This window comes from Yinghuangia sp. YIM S09857, assembly GCF_051388915.1.
GTDB lineage: Bacteria > Actinomycetota > Actinomycetes > Streptomycetales > Streptomycetaceae > Yinghuangia.
Window position 1 is genome coordinate 9,403 of sequence record NZ_JBPKBH010000007.1, and the last position, 24,223, is coordinate 33,625.

Below are 24,223 nucleotides of genomic sequence, written 5' to 3' on the forward strand. Positions count from 1 at the left end.
CGCGGGCCGGCGGCACGTACCAGCGGTCGAGCGACCGGTCGCTCCACTCCAGGTAGCCCGCGAACCCCTCGGCCACCCACAGGGGCGGCGTCCCCCCGGCGCGGTTCTGGAACGTCGCCATCATGGCGTGCCCCATCTCGTGCCGGAAGATCGCGATCGCGTCGTCGGCCCCGCCCTCGGTGATGTCCTCGGACGTCGAGTCGACGTAGATCCGGCTGCCCGCGAAGTCCGGGGTTCCGGCGACCTTGCCGGTCGGGTCGGCGGGCAGCGACAGGCACACGCCGATGGCGTTGGTGGTGACGCTGTCGCCGCCGCGCACCTTCTCGAACGACGCGCGGTCGGGCGTGAGGTACACCAGGAAGCGGCCCGCCGTCTTCTCCGCGCCCTTCCAGGCCGCGATGTTGCGGGTGGCCGCGGTCTCGGCGCGGCTCGCCCAGGTCGCGGCCTTCGCCTGGTGCTGCCGAGCGGCGAGCAGCAGCACGTGTGGCTTGTCCACGACGACAAGTTCGGCCGAGTCCCAGGGGGCGGGGTACGTCGACCCGCCGCGCGCGGCGTCCGCCCCGCCGTCGACCTCGGTGATGCGCAGCGGTGCCCCTGGGGCCTCGCGCGTGACCGTCCAGCGGTACGTCTCGGCGATCGGCGCCACGTCGACCCCGGTGATCTGGTGGCTGAACACGACGGTGACGGAACTCGTGCGCCGCGTCCCGGCGGGGTCCTCGGGTCGCGGGGCGAGGGTCTGGAGGCGGTATTCGGCGCGGGTGAAGGGGATCTTGAGGAGGTTGCCGAACAGGCGGGTGCGCTCGGCGACCAGGGCCGTGCGGTCGACGGCGTACGGCTCCAGGAACATGGCCTGGTCCTTGCTCCGCAGCGCGTCGGTCTGCCGGTCGACCACGGCGGTGATCTCGTCGCGCGTGAGCTCGGGGAGACGCTGCGGCGAGGGGCTGGGGGCAACGGCGGGGCTGCCGCCCGGGGGACGGCCGATGTCGTGGCTCTGCGCGGCGCTGTCGACCAGCGCGCGGGCGGGGCCGGTGACGGCGTGGCGCACGCCGGCCGCGAGGCCCAGGGAGGCGGCTGCGACGGCGAGGACGAGGCTCGCGACGAAGGCGCGTCGGGCTGCGGGACGCGGCGGCGGGTCGGGGGCCGGGGTGCCGGGGGTGGGGGCCTCAGAGTCGGGAACGTCAGGGACGGGGCTGGCCGAGGCAGGGGTGTCTGAGGCAAGGGTGTCTGAGGCGAGGGTGTCCGAGGCTGGGGTGCCCGAGGCGGGGGTGTCCGCAGCGGGCGTGCCGAAAACGGCCGTGCCGCCTACGGGTTCGCCGCCCTGCGGCTCGTCGCTCACGGGCGTGCCGCCGGTCCACACCTGTGGTCCGTATCCGCGCGCACGATGCCCGTGCGCCTCGTGCCCGTGCGCCTCGTGCCTGTGCGCCTCGTGCCCGTGCTGTTCGCGCGAGCCCTGCCCGTACCCGCCCTGTCCGTACCCGCCCTGTCCGAAGACGTCGTCCGATGCCGGAGTCCCCACTCCGCCGACCGTCATTGCCGCCCCACCCCCCCTGCCCTTGGCCCCCGGTCGGCCTCGCGCCGATCACACCTTGTTCTTGACCCACTTCGCCCAATTGGCTTCGAACGTCGCCTTGTCGAGCCCCGTCGCCGTCTTGAGCGACGCGTCGACCGAATCCGGCTCCCGGTAAACGGCGATGACGAACGTGTAGGTCTTGGCCGCGCCGTACTTGTCCACCATGTAGCGGATCACCGTCATGCTCAGGTGGTAGTTGATCCCGTTCGTCTCGGGGTCGTCGCCGTAAATCTGGTCGTCTGTCGGAATCTTGCCGGGGAACGAGCGTCCGCGCACATATTCCCGGGCGTCGGGCGCGTAGTAGTCGCCGAACAGATCCGCCCACTCCAGGTATTCGGCGAAGCCCTCGACCACCCACAGAGGCACGCGCGCGGCCCGCGTACCGCTGAATCCGGCCATCAGTGCATGACCCATCTCGTGCCGCATGACACCTGTCTGGGCGTCGTACGCGCCCATGCCCTTGGCGTCGGTGTCCCACGTTATGCGGCTGCCCGCTATTGGCCGCCCCGCGTCGGCACCGGAGTCGTAGCGGTCGCGCAGCACCGGGGAGCAGAAGGCGACGGTGCCGTTGGGGGCGTCGCCGCCGTACGCCCGCCCGAACGTCGCCGGGTCCGGGCTCGCGAACACCAGGAAGCGGGACGGGATGTCGGCCGGCCCCTTCCACAGCGCGAGGTCGCGCTTGGCGGCCGTCTCCGCGCGGTCCGCCCACTGCGCCGACTTGGCCCGGTCGACCACCGCGGCCAGCAGGATCACGTGCGGGCGTTCGACCTTGACCAACTCCGCGAGGTCCCAGGCCTGCGGGTCGTCGTCGGTGACCGCGGTGATGCGCAGCGGCGCGCCGACGGTCTCGCGAGTGACGGTCCAGCGGTACGTCTGCACCGCGGGCGCCAGATCGACGCCGGGTATCTGGTGCACGAACTCGATGGACACGTCGGCTTTGACGGGGCCGCCGTCGCGTGCGGACAACGAGCCTGAGGTGATGCGTTCCCAGCGGAACAGCGAGCGGGTGAACGGGATCAGGCGGAGGTTCGCGAACGCCCGGCGCCGCTCGGCGAGGAGTTCGGGCTTGGCCGGATCGTAGGGGGCCAGGAAAGCGTCGACGTCACCCGCGCGCAAGGCGTCGCCCTGCGCGGTGGCGACGGCTTTGATCTCGTCGACGGCGATCTCGGTACGCGGCGTCGGCGTCGGAGTCGGGGTGGCGGGTGCGGGCGGCGCGACGTCGGCCGGCGGAGCGGCCGCGGACGTGTGCGGCCGTGTCGTGTCGAGGACTTCGCGTACGCCGGGGTTGGCGAACCCGACGAGGCCCAGCATGAGCAGCAGCACCGCGCCGAGGACGACGACGGGTATCAGGACCGGGTGCGGGCCGCGCAGGGGCCGGGCAGTCGCGGTCAGTTGAAATGTCCCTGCGAGCGCGGGTGTCGGTGCGAGCGTCGGCGTCGGTGTCGGTATCGCTCCGGTTGCGGCCGCGGTTGCGACCGCTGGAGAGGCCGCCGGAGTGGCCGCCGACGGGGTTACCTGCTCGGTGACCGGAGTGGCCGCCTGGGCCGTCGAATCGGCCTGCTGCGCCGGGAGTTCCCCCGCCCTGGGTTCGCCGACCGGCTCCTGCTCGTCCCCACCCGGCTCGTCGGCCATGCCGCGCCCTCCCCCGTGCCCGCCGCGGCCGTCGCTGCCGGGCCTCGGGGACATGCTGCCTGATCATCCGCGAATCCGCGTCCGCGGAGAGTACCGGTCCATTACGACGCACCGTCAAGGGGGTTGCCGTTCCCCGTTGCGGGCCTCGCTCCCGGACCCCGCTCCGGCGTCTCGCTGCCGGGCCCGCCCTGGACCCCGCTCAGGGCGTCTCGGCGGACCAACCGGGCCGGTGCGCGGCGAGCAGCTTGTCGGTCGCGGTACCGAGCACCGCGACCTCGTCCTGGCTCAACGACGCGAAGAAGGCGTCCTCGGCCTCGGTGAGCAGCGTGCGGCTCCGGTCCACGGTCTTGCGCCCCGCGGGGGTGACGTGGATCAGGTGGCGGCGGCGGTCGTCGGGGTTGCGGCGCCGCTCCGCGAAGCCGTGCGCCTCCAACTCGTCGATGACGCCGACCAGGACGTTGGGGTCGATGCCCAGGAGGCGGCTGACGTCCTGCTGCGAGAGGCCGTCGTACGCGAGCAGCGTCTCGATCACGTGCACGTGCTTGGACCGCACGCCGAGCGGCGCAAGGGCCTCCTCGGCCAGGCCGACGAGCAGCTCCCCCACCTTGACCAGCCGGTATCCGGTCCTCGTGCCCATCGGCGGACGTCTTTCCATGCCTCAACTCTACCGACGGGCAATCATATGTACCGCCGATGAACATTATTTAATATCGTATGCTGCACATACGAATCCTTCGATCGGAAGGCCGGCGATGTTCGCTGCCCTCGCACGCCTGACCTCCTCCCGACCACGTCTTCTACTGGTCACCGCGTTCGTCCTCCTGGCCCTCGCCGCGGTCGTCGGCCGGGGCGCCGCCGACAAGTTGCTCGGCGGCGGCAACGAGGACCCGTCCTCGCAGTCGGCCCGCGCCGCGGCGGCGCTCGACCGCGACTTCCCCGGCAGCCGCCCCAATCTGGTGCTGCTCGTGACGCCGTCGGGTCCGCAGGGCGGCACGTCCGGCCCGGGAGCCTCGGCCCTGCTCGACGCGCCCGGCACCGCGGCCGCCGCGAAGACGCTCACCGACCGCCTCGCGGTCGAGCCCGGGGTCACCGGCGTGCGCTCCTACTGGACGACCGGCTCTCCCGCACTGCGCACCGACGACGGGCGCTCGGGCCTCGTACTGGCCCACCTGGAGGGCCGCGAGACGGCAGTGGCCGACACCCTCGACCGCATAGCGCCCCAATTCCGGGGTGAGCAGGGCGGATTGGACGTGCGCATCGGCGGTATGGCGGCCGTGCAGCACGACATCCAGAGCACCATCTCCGAGGACCTGGTCCGCGCCGAGCTCATCGCCCTGCCGATCACCCTGCTGATCCTGGTCCTCGTCTTCGGCAGCGCCGTCGCGGCGCTTCTGCCGCTGGCCGTGGGGCTGTTCGCGATGTTCGGCACCAGCGCGGTCCTGCGCGCGGTGGCCTCGTTCACCGACGTCTCGGTCTTCGCACTCAACCTCACCACCGTGCTCGGCCTCGGACTCGCGGTCGACTACGGGCTGTTCGTGGTACGCCGCTACCGCGAGGAACTGGCCGGCGGAGCCGACGTGCCGGGCGCGGTTGCCGCCACGCTGCGCACCGCGGGCCGGACGGTCCTGTTCTCCGCGCTGACCCTCGCCGTCTCGCTGGCCGCGATGCTGGTCTTCCCGCAGTACTTCCTGCGCTCGTTCGCATACGCCGGCATCCCGGTCGTTCTGCTGGCAGCCGTCGGCGCACTGGTCGTGCTGCCCGCGGCCCTCGTGCTGCTCGGGCACCGCGTGGACGCGGGCGACATCCGGAAGCCCTTGCGACGTCTGGGACTTGGCGGTCGCCGACGCGCCGCGGCCCAAGCGGCACCCGCAGCGCAGGCATCAACCGCCGCGCAGGCGTCCGGCGTCGCACCGGGATCCGGCGTCGCACACCCGGAAGGCAAGGGCTGGTTGCGCCTGTCGCGCGCCGTCATGCGCAGGGCACCGCTGGTGACCGTGGTCACGGTCGGCGGCCTTCTGATTCTGGGACTCCCTTTCCTGGGAGTGCAGTTCGGTACCGCCGACGACCGCCAGCTCCCCGGGTCCGCGGAGTCGCGCCAGGTTCAGCAGGTCATCCGCGACCACGTCGAGGGACGTCCGGCCGGGACGATCGAGATCGTGGCCCGCGACTCGGACGACGGTTCGGCGCGCGCCGCCTACGCGGCACGCCTGTCCGCGCTGCCGGGCGTCGCCCGCGTCGTGGCGCCGGAAGGCGTGTTCCGGGACGGCCGGCTGGAGGCGCCGCCGGGGCCCGCGGACGCGGGGCGGATCGCCGGGACCAGCGCGTACCTGTCCGTGGTCCCGGCGATCGAGGACCTTTCCCCGGCCGGCCAGGACCTGGTCCGCGACGTCCGGGCCACCGAGGCGCCGACGCCCGTACTCGTCGGCGGGCTCACCGCGACGATCGTGGACAGCAAGGACGCGATCGCCGAACGCCTGTGGATCGCCGGGGCGATCATCCTGCTGGCCACGTTCGTGCTGGTGTTCCTGCTCTCCGGCAGCGTCGTACTCCCGTTGCTGGCCATCGTGTTCGCGGCGCTGAGCCTGACCGCGATGTTCGGCGCGGTGGTGTGGGTGGTGCAGGACGGCAACCTGTCGGGCGTCCTCGGCTTCACGCCGACCGGGACGATCGAGACGGCGCTGCCGGTGCTGATGTTCTGCATCGCATTCGGGCTGTCGATGGACTACGGGGTGTTCCTGCTCTCGCGGGTCCGGGAGGAGTACGAACTGACAGGGGATCACCGGCGTTCGGTGGCCGTGGGGTTGGCGCGTACCGGCAGCATCGTCACGGCGGCCGCCGCGGTGATGGCAGTGGTGATGGGCGCGATCGGGACGTCGCGGGTCACCAACACGATGATGCTGGGCGGCGGCCTCGCGCTCGCGGTCCTGGTCGACGCGTTCATCGTGCGGAGCCTGCTGGTGCCCGCGGTGCTGGCACTGTTCGGCGAGCGCTCGTGGTGGGCGCCGGGTCCGCTGCGGCGGCTCCACGACCGGTTCGGCATCTCGGAGTCGGGGCCGACACCGCTTACGAAATCGACGGGTTCGCGCCCGGGCGCGGCTCCCGGGGGCGCGGGCGGATCGCAGGCGGGATCGGACCCCGGAACGGTGCCGGGCGTGTTGCCCGGCACGCGTCACAGCGTCACGGTGTCCAGCTCCAACCACGAGTCCGACACCTTGTAGCCGGGCAGGCCCCACGACACCCCCGGGTCGGCCGCCAGACCCTCGACCCGCGTGGTCGCGCGCGGACGGGTCAGGGTCGCGGTGTAGCGGTGGTGGAGGTGGCCGTGCGCGACCAGGCGCGGGTGCAGCTCGTCGACGAGGCGTTGCACCCGCTCCTGATTGGGGAGGCAGATGTCGAGGTCCTTGCGGTTCGTACCAGGTCTGGTCGCACGGGGCTTGTCGTGGGTGAGGAGAACGTCCGTACCGCCGGAGGCCGCGGTGACGGCGGCGATGACGCCGCGGACGTCGTCGTCGGTGGCCTCCTCCTCGGGGAACCACAGCGTCCCCGCGTAGTCCGGGACTTCGGCGGGCGGGCGGCCCGCGGCGAGGCGGTGGCCCTCCTTGCGGGCGGCTTTCTGGTGTCGTCTCGCCTCCTCCTTGAGGCGCTCGTCCTTGTCGACGGACCGGGCACCGCCGAACGCGAGGAAACGCACGCCGTCCCAGGTCCAGGCGTGGCCGCGCGGCGCATACCGGATGCGGCCGCGGACGCGCAGGAAACCCTCGTCGTCGGGACGGTCGCCGTACCGTCGGTGGATCAGGCCGGACTTGTCGTGGTTGCCGTCGAGGAAGTGGACGGTCACCCCGTGGTCGCGGGCGGCCCGGTGCACGGAGTCGAGGAAACGCACGCCGCTCTGCTCGTGCTCCCAGTAGCCGAAGTCGCCGAGTTGGAACACGTCTTCGATGCCCCGGTCGGCGGCGGCCCGGAGGATGCGCCGGACGTGTCCGAGGTTCCCGTGGGTGTCACCGGCCAAGAGCAGCCGCATGGTGTCCCCTCGCCTCCGGTGCAGTGTCCCTGCCCCCATGATCAGGGAAGCCCGGCGGGGCGGGAACCGGATTTCGGGGTGCGGCGTCGTACCGCCGTCGCCGATGGCGCGACGTGGCGGATGTGTCCAGTTCTGGGGGCGGGTCGGGATGGCTGTGGCGGTGGCGGCGGGAGGTGCCGCGGACGGCGGACGGCGGAGGGGTGCGATGGGTATCGGGCGTATGTCCGGCAACGCGCGGTGGGGGCCGCGCGCGGCGGCGGTGCTGGTCTTCGCGCTGCTGATCCAGGTGGGCTGGCTGATCCGCCCGGCGTACGCCTGCGGATGCGGCGCGGTGGTGCCCGCGGACCAGTCCAGCATGCGGGTCGGCGAGGAGACGTCGGCCGTGGTGTGGGACGGGCGTACCCAGCAGATCCTCATGCGCCTGACGGTGTCCGGGGACGCCTCGGAGGCCGCGTGGATCATGCCGGTGCCGTCGCGCGCGACGCTGGACCTCGGCGACGCGGAGGTGTTCGACCGGCTGGAGCGCGTCGTGGAGCCGGTGGAGAAGACCCGGCACTACTTCTGGCCGCGCGACGGAGACTGGCCGTTCTCGGACGACGGCGGAGGCGGCGATTCGTCGAAGGCCGGAGCGGGCGCGCCCGGCGCGCCCCCGGTGGACGTGCTCGCCTCCGGGACGCTCGGGCCCTTCGAGTACGCCCAGTTGGCGGCCACGGATCCGAACAGCCTGGCGCAGTGGTTGAACGGCAAGGGCTTCCGGATGCCTGACGGCCTGGCGGATTCACTGCGACCGTACGTCGAACAGGGCTGGGAGTACGTCGCGTTGCGCCTCACGCCAGAGGCCGCGGGAGAACAGGACGCGGCGCGGGAGAAGGGCAGCAGGAAGACGCTGGGCGGCGAACTCGACCCGCTGCACCTGACGTTCGCCTCGGACCGGCTGGTCTACCCGATGCGCCTCTCGCAGCGCGCCGCGAACGCGCAGACGCTGAACCTGTTCGTCTTCGCACCGCACCGCGTCGAGGCCGTCGCGGACATCGGCGGCGGCGGCAGGACCGAACTGCTGTACGCGGGACGGCCGGACCCGGAGTCGGTGGCCTGGCCCGAGGCGGTGGGCGCGGCCCCGTACCTCACCGCGATGACGCGGCCGCTGCCGCAGCCGGCCACGATCACGGCCGACTTCGAGTTCCGCGCCGCGCCGGCGGACAAGGACTTCCAACGCGTCTACTACAAGGACGAGTTGCTGACCGTGGGCGGATTCCCGGTGTGGCTGCTGGTGGTTCTCGGGCCGCTGCTGGCGCTCGGGATCGGACTGACGGTGTGGGCGCACCGGAGGCACGGGCGGCGGTTGGCCGCGTACCCGCCGCCCCCGCCGTTGCGGCCGCTGTGAGGCCGGCCGGCACGTTCGCCGCGGCGCCGGGTGCGGATCTCGGCGCTCTGCCCCTGCCGGTCAGCCGGAGTTCAACTGGCCGACGCTGGGTTCCTTGTCCTCGACCTTGAGGCCGTTCTGCGCGCCGATCGACTTGAGGCTGTCGACCACCGACGAGACGTTGTCCACGTCCGCCTCGGTCGCGTTGCCGCCGGAGAGCTTGCCGCCGAGACCCTGGAGCCGGTCTGCGGCGGCCTGGATCGGGACCAGGGCCTTGGACAGCTCCGGGTCGCCCTGTGCCGCCTCGATCGCCTTCTTGACCTCGTGGTACGTGAACGCGCCCGCGAGCCCCGCCTTCACGAGCGCGAACGTCCGCCCGTCCGCGCCGCCTTGGAACCGGCCCTCGCGGTAGGGCTTCACGATCCAGCGGTACGACGCACCCGCGGCGAGCCCGGCGTGCAGCACGAACTTGGTCTTGGCGAACTTGACCGGGTCCTTGGACTGCAAGGCCGCGTCACTGGTCTTCTCGTCACCGTTGCAGGCCGCGACGCCGAGGAAGAGCGCGCAGGCGGTGATGACGGCGGCCAGGTTGCGGGCCAGCGGTGAGCGCATGGTGGTGTCCCTCTGTATCCACGAAGTAGGCACCATTGAGCCACGCACCGCACATATCGGCACTTTGACACCACAATGCCCGTCAAACACCCACCGGATGGCCCTCCGAGCCGCCCGGGTGTCACGCCGCGCGCCGTCACGCGCCCGGCGGTATGAAGGGCATGCCTACCGGCGCTCCGCGTTCGATCAGCCGATCGACCGCGGCGTTGTCCAGGTGCTCCGCGACCAGGTCGCCCAGCGCGTCGAGCCGGACCTGCCGGGCGGCCTCGAAGGACGTGTCGGGCGAGGTGACGAAACGGCGCCCGGTCCACTCGGCCACCCGGGTGAGGTACGCCCGCCGGAACCCGTCGTTTTCGAGCGCGCCGTGCCACAGGGTGCCCCAGACGGAACCGGCGCGGCAGCCGTCGGCGGGCTCGCCCGCGGCGTTTGTGAACAGCGGTTCATATTCAGCCCCGCCGCCCGCCTCCCCGGATCCCGCACGCCCGACACGCGCCCCCGGCTCGACCGTGACCACACCGTGGTGGATCTCGTACGCCCCCACCGGCTCGCCGTCCGCGAAGCCCGACGGCCGCGCGAGCGTCTTCTCGGCGGCGAACCGCACCCGGACCGGCAGCAGCCCGAGCCCGGCGACGACCCCGGCACGGGACTCGTACGCGTCCTCGATCTCGCGTCCGAGCATCTGGTATCCGCCGCAGATCCCGAGCACCGGCAACCCCGCGGCAGCGCGGCGGGCCAGCGCGGCGTCGAGCCCGCGTTCGCGCAGCCAGGCGAGGTCCTCGACGGTGGCGCGCGTACCCGGGACCACGACCAGGTCCGCGTCGGCGAGTTCGCCCGGCGTGGCGACGAACCGCACCACGACGCCCGGCTCCACGGACAGCGCGTCGATATCGGTGAAGTTGCTGATGTGCGGCAGCCGCACGACGGCGACGCGCAGGATGTCGTCGCCGAGCGGCGGTTCCGGCGTGCCCCGGTCGGCGTCCAGGGCAAGCGAGTCCTCGACGTCCAGCCACAGTCCGCGCAGGTACGGCAGGACCCCGAGCACCGGGCGCCCGGTCAGTTCGCGAATGCGGTCGAGCCCCGGTTCCAGCAGCCGGACGTCGCCGCGGAACTTGTTGACCACGAACCCGCAGAGCAACGCCTGGTCTTCGGCGGAGAGCAGGGCGAGCGTCCCGAACAGGTGCGCGAAGATGCCGCCCCGGTCGATGTCCCCGACGACCAGCACCGGCAGGTTCGCGGCGCGCGCGAGCCCCATGTTGGTGATGTCGCGGTCACGCAGGTTGATCTCGGTCGGGCTGCCCGCGCCCTCGCAGACCACGACGTCGTAGCGGGCGCGCAGGTCGGCGAGCGAGTCCAGCACCGCCTCGAACAGACGCGGTTTCAGATCGCGGTAGTTGAGCGCCGACACCTCGGCGACCGGGCGGCCGAGCAGCACCACTTGGCTGCTCATCGCGCCGCCGGGCTTGAGCAGCACGGGATTCATGGCCGCCTCGGGCGCGATGCCCGCGGCCGCGGCCTGCATCGCCTGCGCCCGGCCGATCTCCGCACCGTCGGCCGTGACCATCGAGTTGAGCGACATGTTCTGCGCCTTGAACGGCGCGACCTTGACACCCTCGCGCGCCAGGCGGCGGCAAAGGCCCGCGACGAGGACGCTCTTGCCCGCGTCCGACGTGGTTCCGGCGACCAACAGCGCACCGTTCACGGGCAGTTCCTTCGCCGGGCGGCGGTCCACGCAGCGGACCTGGGGAGGGCGGCGGCAGCGGCAGCCGCAGCCGGCAGGGCGACAGCCGCGGCGGCGAGACCGACCGCCGCCGACAGGCGATTGGCCCGCTCGATGTCCGCGGGCACGGGCGGACGTCCGTCACCCAGCACCGGTCGCTCCTCGGTACGCCCCGCGTAGACGTTGCGCCCGCCGAGGCGCAGGCCGAGTGCGCCGGCCGCGGAGGCTTCGCAGCGCCCGGAGTTGGGGCTCGGGTGGGCGCCGCCGTCGCGCCGCAGGACGCGCGACGTCTCGCGCGGCGATCCGCCCACGAGGGGTGCGGCGGCGACGGTCAGAAGTCCCGTGGCGCGGGCCGGGATCCAGTTCGCGGCGTCGTCCAGCCTGGCGGACGCCCAGCCGAATTTGCCGTGCCGGGGCGTACGGTGGCCGACCATCGCGTCGAGGGTGTTGACCGCGCGGTACGCCAGAAGCCCCGGCAGGCCCGCGACCGCTCCCCAGAACAGCGGCGCGACGACGGCGTCCGAGGTGTTCTCGGCGACCGACTCGACCACGGCCCGCGTGATCCCGGCTTCGTCGAGCCCGGACGGGTCGCGCCCGACGAGGTACGGCAGGCGCTCGCGGGCGGCCTCCAGGTCCCCGGCGACGAGCGGCCCGGCGATCGCACGCGCCTCGCGGCGCAAGGTGGTTCCGCCGAGAACGGCCCACGTGGCCGCGGCCGTGACGGCGGTGCGCGCGAGCGGTCGGCCACGGGTCAGCCGGTCTGCGGCGACGCCGAGGGCGGCCGTGGCCCCGACGCAGACGGCGGTGTACGCGGTGCCGCGGCAGCGGGAGTCGGCGTACATGCGCCGTTCCAGGGCCCCGGCGGCGGCGCCGAACGCGGCGACAGGGTGCGCACGGCGCGGGTCGCCGACGACCGCGTCCACGGCAACCCCGATCGCAAGGCCGAGGACCGACGCCCGCCCGGACGCCCCGACACGCTTCATCCGCGCTCTCCCGCCACGCACTCGCACCTTCGTCTCACTCACGACGTCAGAAGTCGGACGACCGCCACCACACCCACCACGACGATGACGCCGCGCAGGACCGTCGGGGAGAGCTTGCGGCCGAGGGTGGCGCCGAGTTGGCCGCCGATGATGGAGCCGACCGCGATCAGGGCCACAACCTGCCAGGCGACGTCCGCGATGGCCATGAAGATGATCGCGGATACGCCGTTCACGAGCATGGCGAGAACGTTCTTGACCCCGTTGATGCGCTGCATGTCCTCGTGCAGGAACACGCCCATCAGGCCGAGCAGCAGGACGCCCTGCGCCGCGCCGAAGTAGCCGCCGTAGATGCCGCTCGCGTACACCGAGACGATCAGCAGCGGGCCGCCGTGTGCCGGCCGTGCCTCCCCCTGGCGCTCCTTGAGGCGCCGGGCCAGCGTCGGCTGTGCGATCACCAGCACGAGCGCCGCGATGATCAGCGCCGGGACGATCGCCTTGAACGCCCCCTCCGGGAGCGTCAGCAGGAGTATCGCGCCGGTGATGCCGCCGAGGACGGACGCGGTTCCGAGTCGGATCAGACGGCTTCGCTGTCCGCGCAGTTCGCGTCGGTATCCGATCGCTCCGCTGAGCGATCCCGGTACGAGTCCGATCGTGTTCGACACGTTCGCGGTGACCGGCGGATAGCCGACCGCGAGCAGCACCGGGAAGGTGATCAGCGTCCCCGATCCGACTACCGCGTTGATGCCGCCCGCCCCGATGCCCGCCGCGAAGACGGCGAGTTGCTCCAGCCAGGTCATGTGCGTGGTCCTTAGACGTCCCGTCGGATGCAAGATCCGTACAAGCGTTCCCCGTGGAGGAACCCTAACGGTCGTCCGAACCGGGCCCCGAGCACCGTCCGCTGCACGAGACACCGCCGCCCAGCGCCCCGCCCGGCAGCGCACCGGACCTCCCACCGGCCCCGTCCCCGCTCCGAACCGTGAACCGTCCGCGGCGCCGGCTCCGGAACCGGAACTGCCACCGGACCGACACGAAGCACCGCCGAACGCCACAAAACCCCGCCGCCGCCCGACCATACGCCTGAAATGCGGCGTATGCCCGAGCAGTCGACGGGGCCTACAGCTTCCGGCAGTCGGTCAGCCCAGCGGTCCGTTGTCCCTCGGCTGCCGCCGCCCCGGCGCCGACGGGCGCTCGATGCGCGGCGGGTCCACGCGCGTCCCCGGTCCGGACGGACGGCGGCGTCCGACCTCGGGCCCCGGCAGGCTCGACGGCCCCAGGTCCTCGGCCGGGTCGGCCGGGTCGGCCGAAACCGTGCCCGGCGGTGTCGACTGCGCGGGGATGCCGCGCGTCGGACCCGGCACCGTGCCGGAAATGTCGGACGGCGTCTCGGCCGGATCCTTCGCCCCGCGCGGGAAGGCCGCGGGCTCCTCGCCCGAGGGCGCGGCTGCCGGGCCGGGCAGCGCGGCCGCGCCGCCCACCGGCGGCACCCCCGTGAGGTTGCCGAACGCGCCGCCCAGCCCCTCCAGCGCGCGCCCGATCTCACTCGGCACGATCCACAGCTTGTTCGCGTCGCCCTGCGCCAGCTTCGGCAGCATCTGCAAGTACTGGTACGCGATGAGCTTCTGGTCGGCGTCGCCGTCATGGATCGCGCGGAACACCGTCTCGATGGCCTTCGCCTCACCCTCGGCACGCAGCGCGGCGGCGGTACGGTCGCCCTCCGCCCGCAGGACCGCGGCCTCCTTCTCGCCCTCCGCGATCAGCACCTGGGAACGCTGCGTGCCCTCCGCGGTCAGGATCGCCGCGCGGCGGTCGCGCTCGGCGCGCATCTGCTTCTCCATCGACTCCTGGATGGAGGGCGGCGGTTCGATCGCCTTGAGCTCGACGCGGTTGACGCGGATGCCCCAGCGGCCGGTCGCCTCGTCCAGCACGCCGCGCAGGCCGGCGTTGACCTCCTCGCGCGAGGTCAGCGTCTGTTCGAGGTCCATGCCGCCGATGATGTTGCGCAGCGTGGTGATGGTGAGCTGCTCGATCGCCTGGATGTAGTTGGCGATCTCGTACGTCGCGGCGCGCGGGTCCGTCACCTGGAAGTAGATGACCGTGTCGATCTGGACGACGAGGTTGTCCTCGGTGATGACCGGCTGCGGCGGGAACGGCACGACCTGCTCGCGCAGATCGATCATCTGGCGTACGCGGTCGATGAACGGCACGAGGATGTTGAGCCCCGCGTGCAGGGTCCTCGTGTACCGCCCGAACCGCTCGACGATCGCCGCGCTCGCCTGGGGGATGACCTTGACCGTCCTGACCAGGGCCACGATCACCAGAAGGACGAGAACGATGACGACGATGACGACGGCCACGGCCCCTCCCCGATTCCGTTGGGTTGATGAGTCGACCTTACGGGTTGCCCGGGCCCCTGTGTCGGCGCAACACGGCGATCCTTGCCCCGTACGGGAATTGACGGGGTGTCAGATCGCACGCGGCGCACGCCGGGGCGGGCGTCATGTCGGCATATCTTCAGATCACCACCGCGGTGGCACCGTCGATCTCGGCGACGTCGACCTTCTCGCCGGGCTCGAACACGCGTGTCACGTCCATGGATCGCGCCGACCACACCTCGCCGGCGAGCTTGATGCGGCCGCCGTTCTCGTCGACCCGTTCCAGGACCACGGCGGTACGGCCCGTCAGCGCGTCGATACCCGTGCGAGTGCGCGGGCCACCCTGCAACTGCTTTATGGCGATGGGCCGTACGAAGATGAGCATGGCGATCGAGATCACCGAGAAGACCACGCACTGACCGATCAGGTCGAGACCCAGCATCGCCGCAATCGCGGCGGCCAGCGCGCCGATCGCGAACATGCCGAACTCGACTATTGACGTCAAGACACCGATGATGCCGAGCCCGCCGAGGGCTATGAGCCACCACATCCATGCGTCCACAAAGCCATGGTAGGGCGGGGAATCGGCGCGCAGGAGTGGTTGGGAGGGTGAAGATCGGACGAACTCGCCCGCCCGTTCGAGCCGACGGCACGACCGACGCGCGGTGTCCGACGCGTCCGGGACCGCGGAGATGCGACAGGCCCGGAGGGCAACTGCCTCCGGGCCCGGGCGAGTTTGTGCGGGTCCGACGTGCGCCGTGTCCGGACGGCCGTGCCGGGCACGGGTGTCCGACCCGATATGGCGGTGTGCGGTGTCAGGCGTTCAGCGGTAGCCCCTGCGCCGACCAACGGGCGTCTCGCTGCTTGACGACCAGCGGCAGGCCGAAGCACAGCGACAGGTTGCGCGAGGTCAGCGTCTCGTCGATCGGCCCGGCCGCGAGCACCTTGCCCTGACGCAGCATCAGCACATGGGTGAAGCCGGACGGGATCTCCTCCACGTGGTGGCTCACCATCACCATCGCGGGCGCGATCGGGTCCGCGGCGAGACGTCCGAGCCGCCGCACCAGGTCCTCGCGTCCGCCCAGGTCCAGGCCCGCGGCGGGCTCGTCGAGCAGCAGCAGTTCGGGGTCGGTCATCAGCGCGCGGGCGATCTGCACGCGCTTGCGCTCGCCCTCGGACAGGGTGCCGAAGCGGCGGTCCACGAACGCCGACATGCCCAACTGGTCCAGCAGGAACAGCGCGCGGTCCTCGTCGCTCTCCTCGTACCGCTCGCGCCACGTCGCGGTCATGCCGTACGCCGCCGTCAGCACGATGTCGAGGACCTTCTCGCGCCGCGGCAGCCGGTCGGCCAGCGACGCCGACGCCATGCCCACGCGCGGACGCAGCTCGAACACGTCGACCGAGCCCAGCTTCTCGCCGAGGATCGCGGCGGTGCCCAAGGTCGGGAACAGGTAGGTGGAGGCGATTTGCAGCAGCGTCGTCTTGCCCGCGCCGTTGGGGCCGACGACGACCCAGCGCTCGCCCTCGGCGACGGACCACGTGATCTGCTCCACCAGGGAGCTGCCGCCGCGCGTCACCGAGACGTCGACCAGCTCAAGGACGTCGCTCATGCCGCGACCTCCCCACCCCGCGCGAGGGTCGCGGGCGCCAGGCGCGTCCCCGCACCGACCCGCGGGCTCCGCCGACTCGTACCGCCGCTTCGCAGACTCATACCGCCACCTCGCAGGAGCTCGGCGCCGCTGTGGCGCAACGCACCCTTCATCTTGATTCGCTCGCTCCGCTCGCTCATTTGCCGGTACCAGCTCCCCATCGCGTGCAGCCCCGCGGTCGACTCACCCACTCGTGGAGAAACCTACGACACCACGACGGTTTAGTCTCAACCGCATGCTTGATGTTCCGCGCTCCGGCGTCCTCGTCGCCTGGGGCAACGCCCTGATCTCGGGGCGCGTCGCGCCCGACGACGCGGTGACCCGGATCACCCACGGGGACGAGCCGCACCGCGTCACCGGACTGCCCGGCGAGGACGGCGAGGTGGGCCTGTCCCTCGCCCTCGGGCGCCTGCGCTCGCTCGGCGTGACGGGCCTGCGCCTCGCGCTCCCGGCCCCCGGCGACCCGCTCGGCCTGCCCGGCCCGCCGACGTTCAACGACGCCGCCCTCGACGCCGGGGAAGCCGTCGTCACGGTCGGCGCGGACCGCCCCGGCGGGCACCAGCTCGGACTGGTGCCGGAAGGGCTCGTCTACGGCCCGGAGGGCGACCAGGCGACGCGCGTCGTATGGCGCGTGTACGAGGCGACCGACCGTCCGCCCGCGGGTCCGTTCCTGGCCGAGGCCGACCGCGAACTCGCCGCGGCCCTCAAGGACGCCACCGCCGAGCTGATGAAGCTCGACGTCGCGGGCACCGGCGCACGAGCGGGCGCGGTGGCGGCGGCGCTGCGCGACCGGGGTTCGGACACCGACTCCCCGTTGGCGCCGGGCTGTCCGCCGCGCGCGGTGCGGGTGCTGGAGCAGGCCCGACGCGTCGCGACGATCCTGGAGATCGCAGGGCGGGACCACGGCGCGGCGGTCAACGCGTACGAGATGAGCGCCCGCGCGGCGACGCTCGCGCCCCTCGAACGCGCCTGCCGCAGGGCCCTGGTCGCGGCCTTCGGCGCGGCGCTGGAACCGTCCGCGGCGGAGTGACAGGCCGCCGGGTCGGGCCCGGGCGGAGCGAGCCACCCGGGCCGAGCCCGCGTGAACCCGCCTACCGCCCCTTGCGCCCGCCGACCTTGGGGTCGAGACGGCGCAGCAGCATCATGGCGACGGTCGTGTAGACGACGATCTGGCCGCCGAGTATGGCGATGTTCGTGTACCAGACCCGTGGTTCGGACTTCCACAGCGGGTCTGGTTTGTCGCCCTTGTCGGGCATCTGCACCAGCACGTCGACCGTGCCGGCGGCGGCCGAGAACGCCCAGCGGGCCGGGGCGATCCACGAGATCTGCTCGATGACCAGGGCACCCGTCAGCGGGAACAGCGCACCGCACAGCACGACCTGGACGATCGCGATCACGACCAGCAGCGGCATGGTGAGTTCGGGAGTCGACACAAGTGCCGAGATGACCAGGCCGAGCGCCATCGCGGCGACCGCCGACAGCACCACGGCAATGCCGACCTCGACAATGGCCGGGCTCAACACCACCCCCTTGTCGGGCATTTCATACCCGACAAGAGCGACTGCCGTCAGCGCAATGCCCTGGAGCGTCGCGATGAGACCGAGCACCAGCAGCTTCGAGCAGAGGTACGCCGACACCGACAAACCGGCGCTTCGCTCCCGCTGGTAGATCGCGCGTTCCTTGATCAGCTCGTTGACCGCGGTCGCGGAGCCCATCAGGCCGCTGATCACGAACAGCACCAGCAGCTTGGTCAGAATGTCCTGGTTCTGCCCGGGCTCGCCGACGAACTTGCCGGGAATCGCGCGGCACAGCGCGCCCAGCAGGATCGGCGCGGCGAGCAGCAGCGCGAGGTACTTCTTGTCCGACGCGATGACCGACAGGTACCGCCGCGACAGCGTCGCGAGCTGCGAACCCCAGCTCTGCGGCTTCGGCGGCTTCACCTGCGGCCGCTCGGCCTGCGGCTGGGGGGCGGCGGCCGGCGCGAGGCCGGACTCGACGTACCGCGCGTGCGGCTCGGAGGCGCGGAACCGCTGGGCGAGCACGGTGCCGTCCTCGCGGTTCAGCATCTTGAACGCGTCGCGCCAGTTCTCCTTGCCGAAGTACGCCAGCGCCTCGCCCGGCGGGCCGTAGTACGCGACGTACCCGCCGGTCACCAGCACCAGCAGGCGGTCGCACACCTCGGCGCTGTCCAGGTCGTGCAGCACGGTGATGACGGTGCGGCCGTCGTCGGCGAGGTTGCGCAGATTGTCCATCAGGTCGCCGGCCGAGCCGACGTCGAGGCCGGACGTGGGCTCGTCCAGGTACAGCAGCGACGGCTTGGTCAGCAGCTCGACCGCGACGCTTACGCGCTTGCGCTGGCCGCCGGACAGCTTGTGGATGGGCAGCTCGGCGCGCTCGGTCAGGCCGAGGTCGGCGATGACCTCCTCGACGCGGCGGGCGCGCTCGGCCTTCTCGGTGTCCTCGGGAAAGCGCAGGCGCGCGGCGTAGCGCAGGGCCTGACGCACCGTCAACTGTTTGTGCAGGATGTCGTCCTGCGGCACCAGCCCGATGCGCTGCCGCAGTTCGGCGAACTGGGCGAACATGTCGCGGCCGTCGTACAGCACGTTGCCGCGGCTCACCGGGAGCGAACCGGTCAGCGCCTTCAGCAGCGTCGACTTGCCGGCGCCGGACGTGCCGACGACCGCGAGCAGTGTGCGCTCGCCGATCGGGAACGACACGTCGTGCAGCAGCGTCTTGTCCCCGGCCTTGACCTCCAGGCCGTTGATGTGGAGCGAGACCTCGCCGGTGTCGATGAACTCGCGGAGTTCGTTGCCGTCGAGGCGGAAGGTCGCGTGACCGATGCCGACTATGTCGTTCGGGCCGATGATGTGACGCTCGACCGGCACACCGTTGACGTACGTGCCGTTGTGGCTGCCGAGGTCGGCGATCTCGTGCCGCCCGCCGGGCGTGGTGCGCAGCTCGGCGTGGTGGCGCGACACCATGAGGTCGGTCAGCACCAGGTCGTTGTCGAGCGCGCGGCCGATGCGGAGCGTGCGCACCGGGATCTGCATGACGACGCTGGGCCGCCGGTCGACACTCGGCCGCGGGTCGGCCATGGGGCCGGGCACGATGTTCGCCCAGGGGGGCGGACCGCCGGCGCCGGGCGGGGGCGGAGGGGGCGGCGCCACGGGGCCGCCGGGAGGCGGGCCGCCGTGCGCGGGGCCGGGACCGTGGCCGGGCTGGGGGCCGGGCGGCTGGGGTGGCGCGTACGGCTGCTGCGACTGCGAGGCGGCGGGCACCAGTTCGGTCGCCTCGACCACCGGGCTCAGCCGCAGGCGGCCGCCGTCATCGGGATCGCCGAGAACCACCTCGATGCCGCCGCCGACCACCACGCGGTTGACGCGCTGCCCGCGGACGTACGTACCGTTCACGCTGCCGGTGTCGACCAGTTCCCACCCGTCGGCGGCAACCCGGAGCACGGCATGGCGCCGCGAGACGCGGCGGTCGTCGACCACGACATTGCACGACTGCGGGTCACGGCCGACGATGTAGTCGCGCCCGGGATCGAGCACGACGGGCTGCCCGGCGTCCGTGCTCGCCGTCAGCTGCGGCACGACCGGGTCTTCGGATGCATACCTGCCCCCCATGTCCAGCGAGTTTAGGGACCAACGGGCGTCGACGGCACCTGTTCGGCCAGGCTTCCCCCCGGATCCGCGGAACGTGCCGGACAAAATCACCTACACGAGTGGCCCGCCCCTCGGACGCAGATCACGAACAACCCCACCCAACCCCCCAACCACACCATCAGCCCCACGCGGCCGCAGCCGCGGGCCGGAGGCGATCCCCGAACGGGCACCACAACACCACCCCCCGCCGAGACGGCGTGTGGGGGGACGGTCGGGCCGTGTGAGCAGCAGGCAAGCTCCGATCAACCGCCGTCCGGCGACGCTGCCAGTTCGCCGCGCCCCACGCCCCGCCGACGCGACCCGCACCCCCGTTTGCCGACGGAGTTCGCTCGTGTCGGGGGCTTCCGCGCAGCCGGGCTGGGGTCCGGCGCTCACTCAATAACTCCTCATAACTCGAAGCGGCGGCGAGGGCGCGGCGGCGGTGCGCGCGGCCGAGCTCGGTTCGGCGCTCACTCGTAACTGCCCCACAGACTCGACACGCGTGCGGGACGGCTCGGGAGCGCGGCCGCCAGACACGCCCCCGACCACCGCCGCCCGGCACGCTGACGAGCCAGTTCGCCTCCGAACCGGCGTGCCGACACGCTCCAATCTGGCGCGTTCTCGCGCGGCTGCGCCGCCCCGTCACGCGCGCCCGACAGCCGGGGCCTACTTCCAACCGCCCCCAACCGCCGCCCGGCGACGCCGACCGGCCGGTTCGCCTCCGAACCGGCGCGCGCACGCCCAACCGGTACCCGCGTCAACCCGATTCGCGCTGCCAGTTGCGGCGGCGTTCAATCGTGCTCGGGGTTGCTGCGAGTGCGACGCCGTCTCGGGGTTCCGTCGCGGCTTCCAACTGTCGGTGCGTAACAGGCGATCAACCGTGTCGGTGATTTCGTTGACGTGCGTTGCACGGGGGTCCGATAGTCATTGATGTCCGATGGGGGGCTGGTGCCGGATCGTGCCCTCGTCGATTTCTTCCGCAGGGAGCGGGCGTGTCCTGGACCAACCCTCCGCAGCGGCCAGGGGCTCCCGGGGCCGGGCCGCCGGGATCGGCGGCGTCGCGGCCGCCTGCCGACCCGCGGGGCGGCGCCGCGTTGTTCGGCGGTGCCGAGGCATGGCTGCACGCGTTCCTCGCGGTGTTCGCGGCGTTCGCGGCGATGGCCGCGACCGCTTGGCTCGCGCTGTGGCTTCTCGGTGCCGGTGACCTCGGCGGCGGCACGATGCCCGCGCTGGTCGCCGCCACCGTCGCGCTCGGCGTCGGCGGCAAAGTGGATCTCAAGGGTGTCGAGTCCGCAAGCAGCGAAGGGCTCCTGGGCGACCTGATCGGCGACGTCTCGGTCGCCGAGGGCAGCGGCGAGGTCGACATCCTGATGTTCGGCGTCGGACTCGTCGGCGCGCTCGTCCTCGGCTGGTTGTTCCTGCGCCCGCTGCGCTACCGCCTCGTCATCGGCTTCGACGAACTCCTCGCCCACATGGCCCGCATCGCCGTGTTCACCGCCGCCGCACTCGGCGGCTGCGTCATGCTCGGCAGCGACTCGCTGCCCATCGGGGACGCCATCCAGCCGGCCGAAGCCGCCGACCTCATGGGCATCTTCAACCTGGGCGCGGCCGCCGAGTTCACCACCGACGCCGCGACCACCATCGGGTTCGGCCTGGTGTGGATGGTCCTGGCCCTGGCGGTGGCCCTCGGGGTGTCCGCGCGCGGGCCGCTGCCGCGTTTGTGGCTGCGCTATCGCGACGTACTGCGTCCCCCGATCGCGGGTGTGATGGCGGTGTTCCTCGGCGCGGTCGTCCTCGGCGTCCTCGGCGCGCCGTTCGTGGCCGCGGAGGCCCCCGGGCCGAAGCGCATGATCGGCGGCATGCTGCTCGCGCTGCCCAACGTCATGTGGCTGCTGGTCACCCTCGGCCTCGGCGTGGAGTGGAAGTCCTCCGGCGGCGGCGACTTCAGCTTCGGTCTGCCCGGTCCGCTCGGCCAACTGCTGAACGAGTCCGGCGGCACCGGCATGCCCATCACGGTCGGGCGCCTCGCCGAACTCGACAGCCGTGCCTGGTGGGTTCCGGTCGTCTCCGGCATCCTCATGCTCTTCGGCGGCACCGTGATGGCCCTGCGCGCGCCCGCCCGCGTGAAGCTCTACGAGCACGCCTGGCGGTTCGCCGTCGCGTTCTCGGTCACCGCGGTGATCGCCGCGGCGATCGCGCAGATCCACCTCAAGGCGGCCGTCGCGATCCTCGGCGACACGATGGCGCAGGGCGGCGAGATCTCGCTGCATCCCGACTACCTGCAAACCGCCGGGTTCGGCGCGCTGTGGGGTGCGTGCGCCGGACTGCTCGGCGGGGCGCTCGCGGCGTGGATCCGGGCCGTACGCGAGAGCCGCACCCCTGCGTCCGCGGGTCCGCAGCAAGGGGGTTCGCCCGGCTACGCGGCACCCGGGTACGCCACCGCCCCGCGGCACCCCGGCGCGCAGCCGGGCAGCCAACCGGGAGCCCGGCCCGGCGGCCACCCGGGCGGGCCGCCCCCCGGCTACACGCCGCCTGGGTACGCCCCTCCCGGCTACACCCCACCGGCCCAGACCCCGCCGGGCTACACGCCCCCCGGCGGCCGGGGTCCGGACGCAGGCCCGCAAGGTCCGCCGGGCCCCCCGGGCCCGCCCCGCCGGTAGGCGCACAACCGGTGTCCACCACTCGGGACCGTGCGACGGATCGCAACCGGGGCCGGGTACCGTGATCGTCCATGGACGCCGTGCCCCGCACCCTGCTCGTCAAGATCTTCGGCAAGGACCACCCCGGGATCACCTCGTCGCTGTTCGAGGCGCTGGCCGGGCACGGCCTGGAGGTCATCGACATCGAGCAGACCGTCACCCGGGGGCGGCTGACACTGTGCGTCCTGGTACCGGCCCCGGCCGAGGACGGCGAGCTGCGGGCGCGGCTGCACCGCTGGGCCGACGGCGAGCGGCTCGACATCGAGATCATCTCCGGCACCGGCGACAACCGTCCGCGCGGTGAGGGCCGCTCGCACGTGACGGTGCTCGGGCACCCGCTCACCGCCGACGCGGTCGCCGCCATAGCGGGACGCGTCGCCGCGACCGGTGCCAACATCGACCGCATCTTCCGGCTCGCGAAGTACCCGGTGACCGCGATCGAGCTCCAGGTCTCCGGTGTGGAGACCGACAAGCTCCGCGCCGAGCTGGCCCCGGAGGCCGCGGCCCGGCAGATCGACGTCGCGGTCCAGCCGTCCGGCCTGCTGCGCCGCGCCAAGCGCCTCGTGGTGATGGACGTCGACTCGACGCTCATCCAGGGCGAGGTCATCGAACTGCTCGCCGAGCACGCCGGGTGCCTGGACGAGGTCGCCGAGGTGACGGCCGCCGCGATGCGCGGCGAGCTGGACTTCGCCGAGTCGCTGCGGGCGCGCGTGGCGCTGCTCGCGGGCCTCGACGCGGCGGCGATCGACGCGGTGCGCGAGCGGGTCGAGCTGACCCCGGGCGCGCGCACGCTGGTCCGTACGCTCAAGCGCCTCGGCTACCGGGTCGGCATCGTCTCCGGCGGCTTCACGCAGGTCACCGACGTGTTGGTGGAACGCCTCGGGCTCGACTACGCGGCGGCCAACACGCTGGAAGTCGTGGACGGCAAGCTGACCGGGCGCGTGGTCGGCGAGATCGTGGACCGGCCGGGCAAGGCCCGCATGCTGGAGCGGTTCGCCACGGACGCCGGGGTGCCGCTGTCCGCGACGGTGGCGATCGGCGACGGCGCCAACGACCTCGACATGCTCAACGCCGCGGGGCTGGGTGTCGCGTTCAACGCCAAGCCGGTGGTGCGGCAGGCGGCGGACACCGCGGTGAACGTCCCGTTCCTCGACACCGTGCTGTTCCTGCTGGGCCTGACCCGCGAAGAGGTCGAGGCCGCCGACGCCGCGGACGGCGTCACAGAGGCCTGAACGGCTCCCGAACCAGGCCCTGGACGGCGAAGGCCCCGCCCCGAGCGGGCGAACCGCACGGGACAGGGCTCCGGACGTCGGGTGCTTCGGGCGTCGGCGGGCGCCCTTCTGACGCTCAAACCGCCCGCACCCCCGCCGACGAGACCCGCCCTACGCCCGCGGCGTCTCGAAGGCCGCCAGGTGGGCACCCTTTTCGTTGAGGTCGCCCCAGGCCCCCTCGAAGTGCATGAGGGCGATACCGGACGTCGCGTACTTCTCCCGGACCCGCTCCAGCGCGTCCCCGTCCGAGCTGCCCGCGAGCGCGGACACCAGCGTGGCGACGCCGGGGTTGTGACCGATCAGGACGAGTGTTCCGACGTCGTCGGGGGTCTCCTGCACCACGTACAGCAGCGCCTGCGCCGACGCGTCGTAGAGGCGGTCGTCATAGCTGGTGTGCGGCTTGGGATCGAACACCTTGCCCATCAGCTTCCACGTCTCGCGGGTGCGCTGCGCGGTGGAGCAGACCACGTGGTCCGGGTGCACGCGCCGTCCGACGAGCCAGTTCCCGATCTGCGGGGCGTCCTGCCTGCCGCGGTCCGCCAGGGGGCGTTCGTGGTCCGGGACGTCGGGCCAGTCCGCCTTCGCGTGCCTGACCACCACCAGTGTGCGCTGTCGCTGCGATGCCATGGGATCCAGCCTCTCAGAATTCCGGGCACATGCACGGCGGGTCCCGACCCTTGAGGGTCGGGA

17 protein-coding genes and 1 pseudogene are annotated in these 24,223 nt (G+C 72.4%); 5 read left to right on the plus strand and 13 right to left on the minus strand.

Going from position 1 to position 24,223, the window contains the following annotated elements:
• The 3 genes from ACRX5S_RS16355 to ACRX5S_RS16365 form a co-directional block, all read right to left on the minus strand.
• Positions 1–1,531: hypothetical protein (locus ACRX5S_RS16355; RefSeq protein ID WP_436773662.1), on the minus strand; the 1,531-nt coding region annotated here is incomplete at its 3' end.
• A gap of 48 nt (positions 1,532–1,579) precedes the next feature.
• Positions 1,580–3,202 (minus strand): peptidase MA family metallohydrolase, encoded by a 1,623-nt coding sequence (locus ACRX5S_RS16360; protein ID WP_436773663.1) that lies wholly within the window; start codon positions 3,200–3,202, stop codon positions 1,580–1,582.
• 199 nt (positions 3,203–3,401) lie between these two features.
• Positions 3,402–3,857: a MarR family winged helix-turn-helix transcriptional regulator gene (locus tag ACRX5S_RS16365; RefSeq protein WP_436773664.1), complete on the minus strand. Its 456-nt coding sequence runs from the start codon at positions 3,855–3,857 to the stop codon at positions 3,402–3,404.
• A gap of 97 nt (positions 3,858–3,954) precedes the next feature.
• Here ACRX5S_RS16365 and ACRX5S_RS16370 point away from each other — a divergent pair, with 97 nt between their 5' ends.
• Positions 3,955–6,420, plus strand: coding sequence for an MMPL family transporter (locus ACRX5S_RS16370; RefSeq protein WP_436773665.1), 2,466 nt, complete (start codon positions 3,955–3,957; stop codon positions 6,418–6,420).
• Here the strand turns inward: ACRX5S_RS16370 and ACRX5S_RS16375 are convergent.
• Positions 6,372–7,223 (minus strand): metallophosphoesterase family protein, encoded by an 852-nt coding sequence (locus ACRX5S_RS16375; protein ID WP_436773666.1) that lies wholly within the window; start codon positions 7,221–7,223, stop codon positions 6,372–6,374. The two genes, ACRX5S_RS16370 and ACRX5S_RS16375, sit on opposite strands and share 49 nt — an antisense overlap.
• A 205-nt stretch (positions 7,224–7,428) precedes the next feature.
• Here ACRX5S_RS16375 and ACRX5S_RS16380 point away from each other — a divergent pair, with 205 nt between their 5' ends.
• The gene (locus ACRX5S_RS16380; RefSeq protein ID WP_436773667.1) at positions 7,429–8,607 is read left to right on the plus strand and encodes a DUF2330 domain-containing protein; all 1,179 of its coding nucleotides are present in this window, start codon (positions 7,429–7,431) and stop codon (positions 8,605–8,607) included.
• A gap of 60 nt (positions 8,608–8,667) precedes the next feature.
• On the opposite strand, the gene ACRX5S_RS16385 is transcribed toward ACRX5S_RS16380, so the two are convergent.
• The 7 genes and pseudogenes from ACRX5S_RS16385 to ACRX5S_RS16415 form a co-directional block, all read right to left on the minus strand.
• A complete protein-coding gene (locus tag ACRX5S_RS16385; RefSeq protein ID WP_436773668.1) occupies positions 8,668–9,198 on the minus strand; it encodes a hypothetical protein in 531 nt (176 codons plus the stop codon).
• A 136-nt stretch (positions 9,199–9,334) separates the two neighbouring features.
• Positions 9,335–10,897, minus strand: coding sequence for a cobyric acid synthase (locus ACRX5S_RS16390; RefSeq protein ID WP_436773669.1), 1,563 nt, complete (start codon positions 10,895–10,897; stop codon positions 9,335–9,337).
• Positions 10,894–11,898: a cobalamin biosynthesis protein gene (locus ACRX5S_RS16395; protein ID WP_436773670.1), complete on the minus strand. Its 1,005-nt coding sequence runs from the start codon at positions 11,896–11,898 to the stop codon at positions 10,894–10,896. The genes ACRX5S_RS16390 and ACRX5S_RS16395 overlap by 4 nt, the downstream gene beginning before the upstream one ends.
• Before the next feature lie 38 nt (positions 11,899–11,936).
• Positions 11,937–12,695: a sulfite exporter TauE/SafE family protein gene (locus ACRX5S_RS16400; RefSeq protein WP_436773671.1), complete on the minus strand. Its 759-nt coding sequence runs from the start codon at positions 12,693–12,695 to the stop codon at positions 11,937–11,939.
• A 621-nt stretch (positions 12,696–13,316) separates the two neighbouring features.
• Positions 13,317–14,252, minus strand: a pseudogene (locus tag ACRX5S_RS16405) (SPFH domain-containing protein); the annotation flags it as partial.
• A 157-nt stretch (positions 14,253–14,409) separates the two neighbouring features.
• The gene (locus ACRX5S_RS16410; protein ID WP_436774041.1) at positions 14,410–14,820 is read right to left on the minus strand and encodes an NfeD family protein; all 411 of its coding nucleotides are present in this window, start codon (positions 14,818–14,820) and stop codon (positions 14,410–14,412) included.
• Between the two features lie 265 nt (positions 14,821–15,085).
• Positions 15,086–15,880 (minus strand): ABC transporter ATP-binding protein, encoded by a 795-nt coding sequence (locus ACRX5S_RS16415; protein WP_436773672.1) that lies wholly within the window; start codon positions 15,878–15,880, stop codon positions 15,086–15,088.
• 274 nt (positions 15,881–16,154) lie between these two features.
• Here ACRX5S_RS16415 and ACRX5S_RS16420 point away from each other — a divergent pair, with 274 nt between their 5' ends.
• The gene (locus tag ACRX5S_RS16420) at positions 16,155–16,949 is read left to right on the plus strand and encodes a hypothetical protein (protein WP_436773673.1); all 795 of its coding nucleotides are present in this window, start codon (positions 16,155–16,157) and stop codon (positions 16,947–16,949) included.
• Positions 16,950–17,010: 61 nt separating this feature from the next.
• On the opposite strand, the gene ACRX5S_RS16425 is transcribed toward ACRX5S_RS16420, so the two are convergent.
• Positions 17,011–19,545: an FHA domain-containing protein gene (locus tag ACRX5S_RS16425; protein WP_436773674.1), complete on the minus strand. Its 2,535-nt coding sequence runs from the start codon at positions 19,543–19,545 to the stop codon at positions 17,011–17,013.
• 1,010 nt (positions 19,546–20,555) lie between these two features.
• On the opposite strand from ACRX5S_RS16425, the gene ACRX5S_RS16430 reads away from it, so the two are divergent.
• On the plus strand, positions 20,556–22,223 hold the full coding sequence (locus ACRX5S_RS16430) for a streptophobe family protein (RefSeq protein WP_436773675.1): 1,668 nt from the start codon (positions 20,556–20,558) through the stop codon (positions 22,221–22,223).
• A 71-nt stretch (positions 22,224–22,294) separates the two neighbouring features.
• Complete coding sequence (serB, locus tag ACRX5S_RS16435; protein ID WP_436773676.1) at positions 22,295–23,494, plus strand: phosphoserine phosphatase SerB; 1,200 nt, start codon at positions 22,295–22,297, stop codon at positions 23,492–23,494.
• A gap of 150 nt (positions 23,495–23,644) precedes the next feature.
• On the opposite strand, the gene ACRX5S_RS16440 is transcribed toward serB, so the two are convergent.
• Entirely contained in the window at positions 23,645–24,160 is a 516-nt protein-coding gene (locus ACRX5S_RS16440; RefSeq protein WP_436773677.1) for a SixA phosphatase family protein, read from the minus strand.
• Positions 24,161–24,223: the final 63 nt, after the last annotated feature.

Coding starts and splice junctions, on each gene's coding strand:
- ACRX5S_RS16380 (WP_436773667.1), top strand. CDS start 7,429: ATGGGTATCGGGCGTATGTCCGGCAACGCGCGGTGGGGGCCGCGCGCG.
- serB (WP_436773676.1), top strand. CDS start 22,295: ATGGACGCCGTGCCCCGCACCCTGCTCGTCAAGATCTTCGGCAAGGAC.
- ACRX5S_RS16360 (WP_436773663.1), bottom strand. CDS start 3,202: ATGGCCGACGAGCCGGGTGGGGACGAGCAGGAGCCGGTCGGCGAACCC.
- ACRX5S_RS16410 (WP_436774041.1), bottom strand. CDS start 14,820: ATGTGGTGGCTCATAGCCCTCGGCGGGCTCGGCATCATCGGTGTCTTG.
- ACRX5S_RS16400 (WP_436773671.1), bottom strand. CDS start 12,695: ATGACCTGGCTGGAGCAACTCGCCGTCTTCGCGGCGGGCATCGGGGCG.
- ACRX5S_RS16420 (WP_436773673.1), top strand. CDS start 16,155: ATGCTTGATGTTCCGCGCTCCGGCGTCCTCGTCGCCTGGGGCAACGCC.
- ACRX5S_RS16385 (WP_436773668.1), bottom strand. CDS start 9,198: ATGCGCTCACCGCTGGCCCGCAACCTGGCCGCCGTCATCACCGCCTGC.
- ACRX5S_RS16375 (WP_436773666.1), bottom strand. CDS start 7,223: ATGCGGCTGCTCTTGGCCGGTGACACCCACGGGAACCTCGGACACGTC.
- ACRX5S_RS16425 (WP_436773674.1), bottom strand. CDS start 19,545: ATGGGGGGCAGGTATGCATCCGAAGACCCGGTCGTGCCGCAGCTGACG.
- ACRX5S_RS16370 (WP_436773665.1), top strand. CDS start 3,955: ATGTTCGCTGCCCTCGCACGCCTGACCTCCTCCCGACCACGTCTTCTA.
- ACRX5S_RS16440 (WP_436773677.1), bottom strand. CDS start 24,160: ATGGCATCGCAGCGACAGCGCACACTGGTGGTGGTCAGGCACGCGAAG.
- ACRX5S_RS16415 (WP_436773672.1), bottom strand. CDS start 15,880: ATGAGCGACGTCCTTGAGCTGGTCGACGTCTCGGTGACGCGCGGCGGC.
- ACRX5S_RS16365 (WP_436773664.1), bottom strand. CDS start 3,857: ATGGAAAGACGTCCGCCGATGGGCACGAGGACCGGATACCGGCTGGTC.
- ACRX5S_RS16395 (WP_436773670.1), bottom strand. CDS start 11,898: ATGAAGCGTGTCGGGGCGTCCGGGCGGGCGTCGGTCCTCGGCCTTGCG.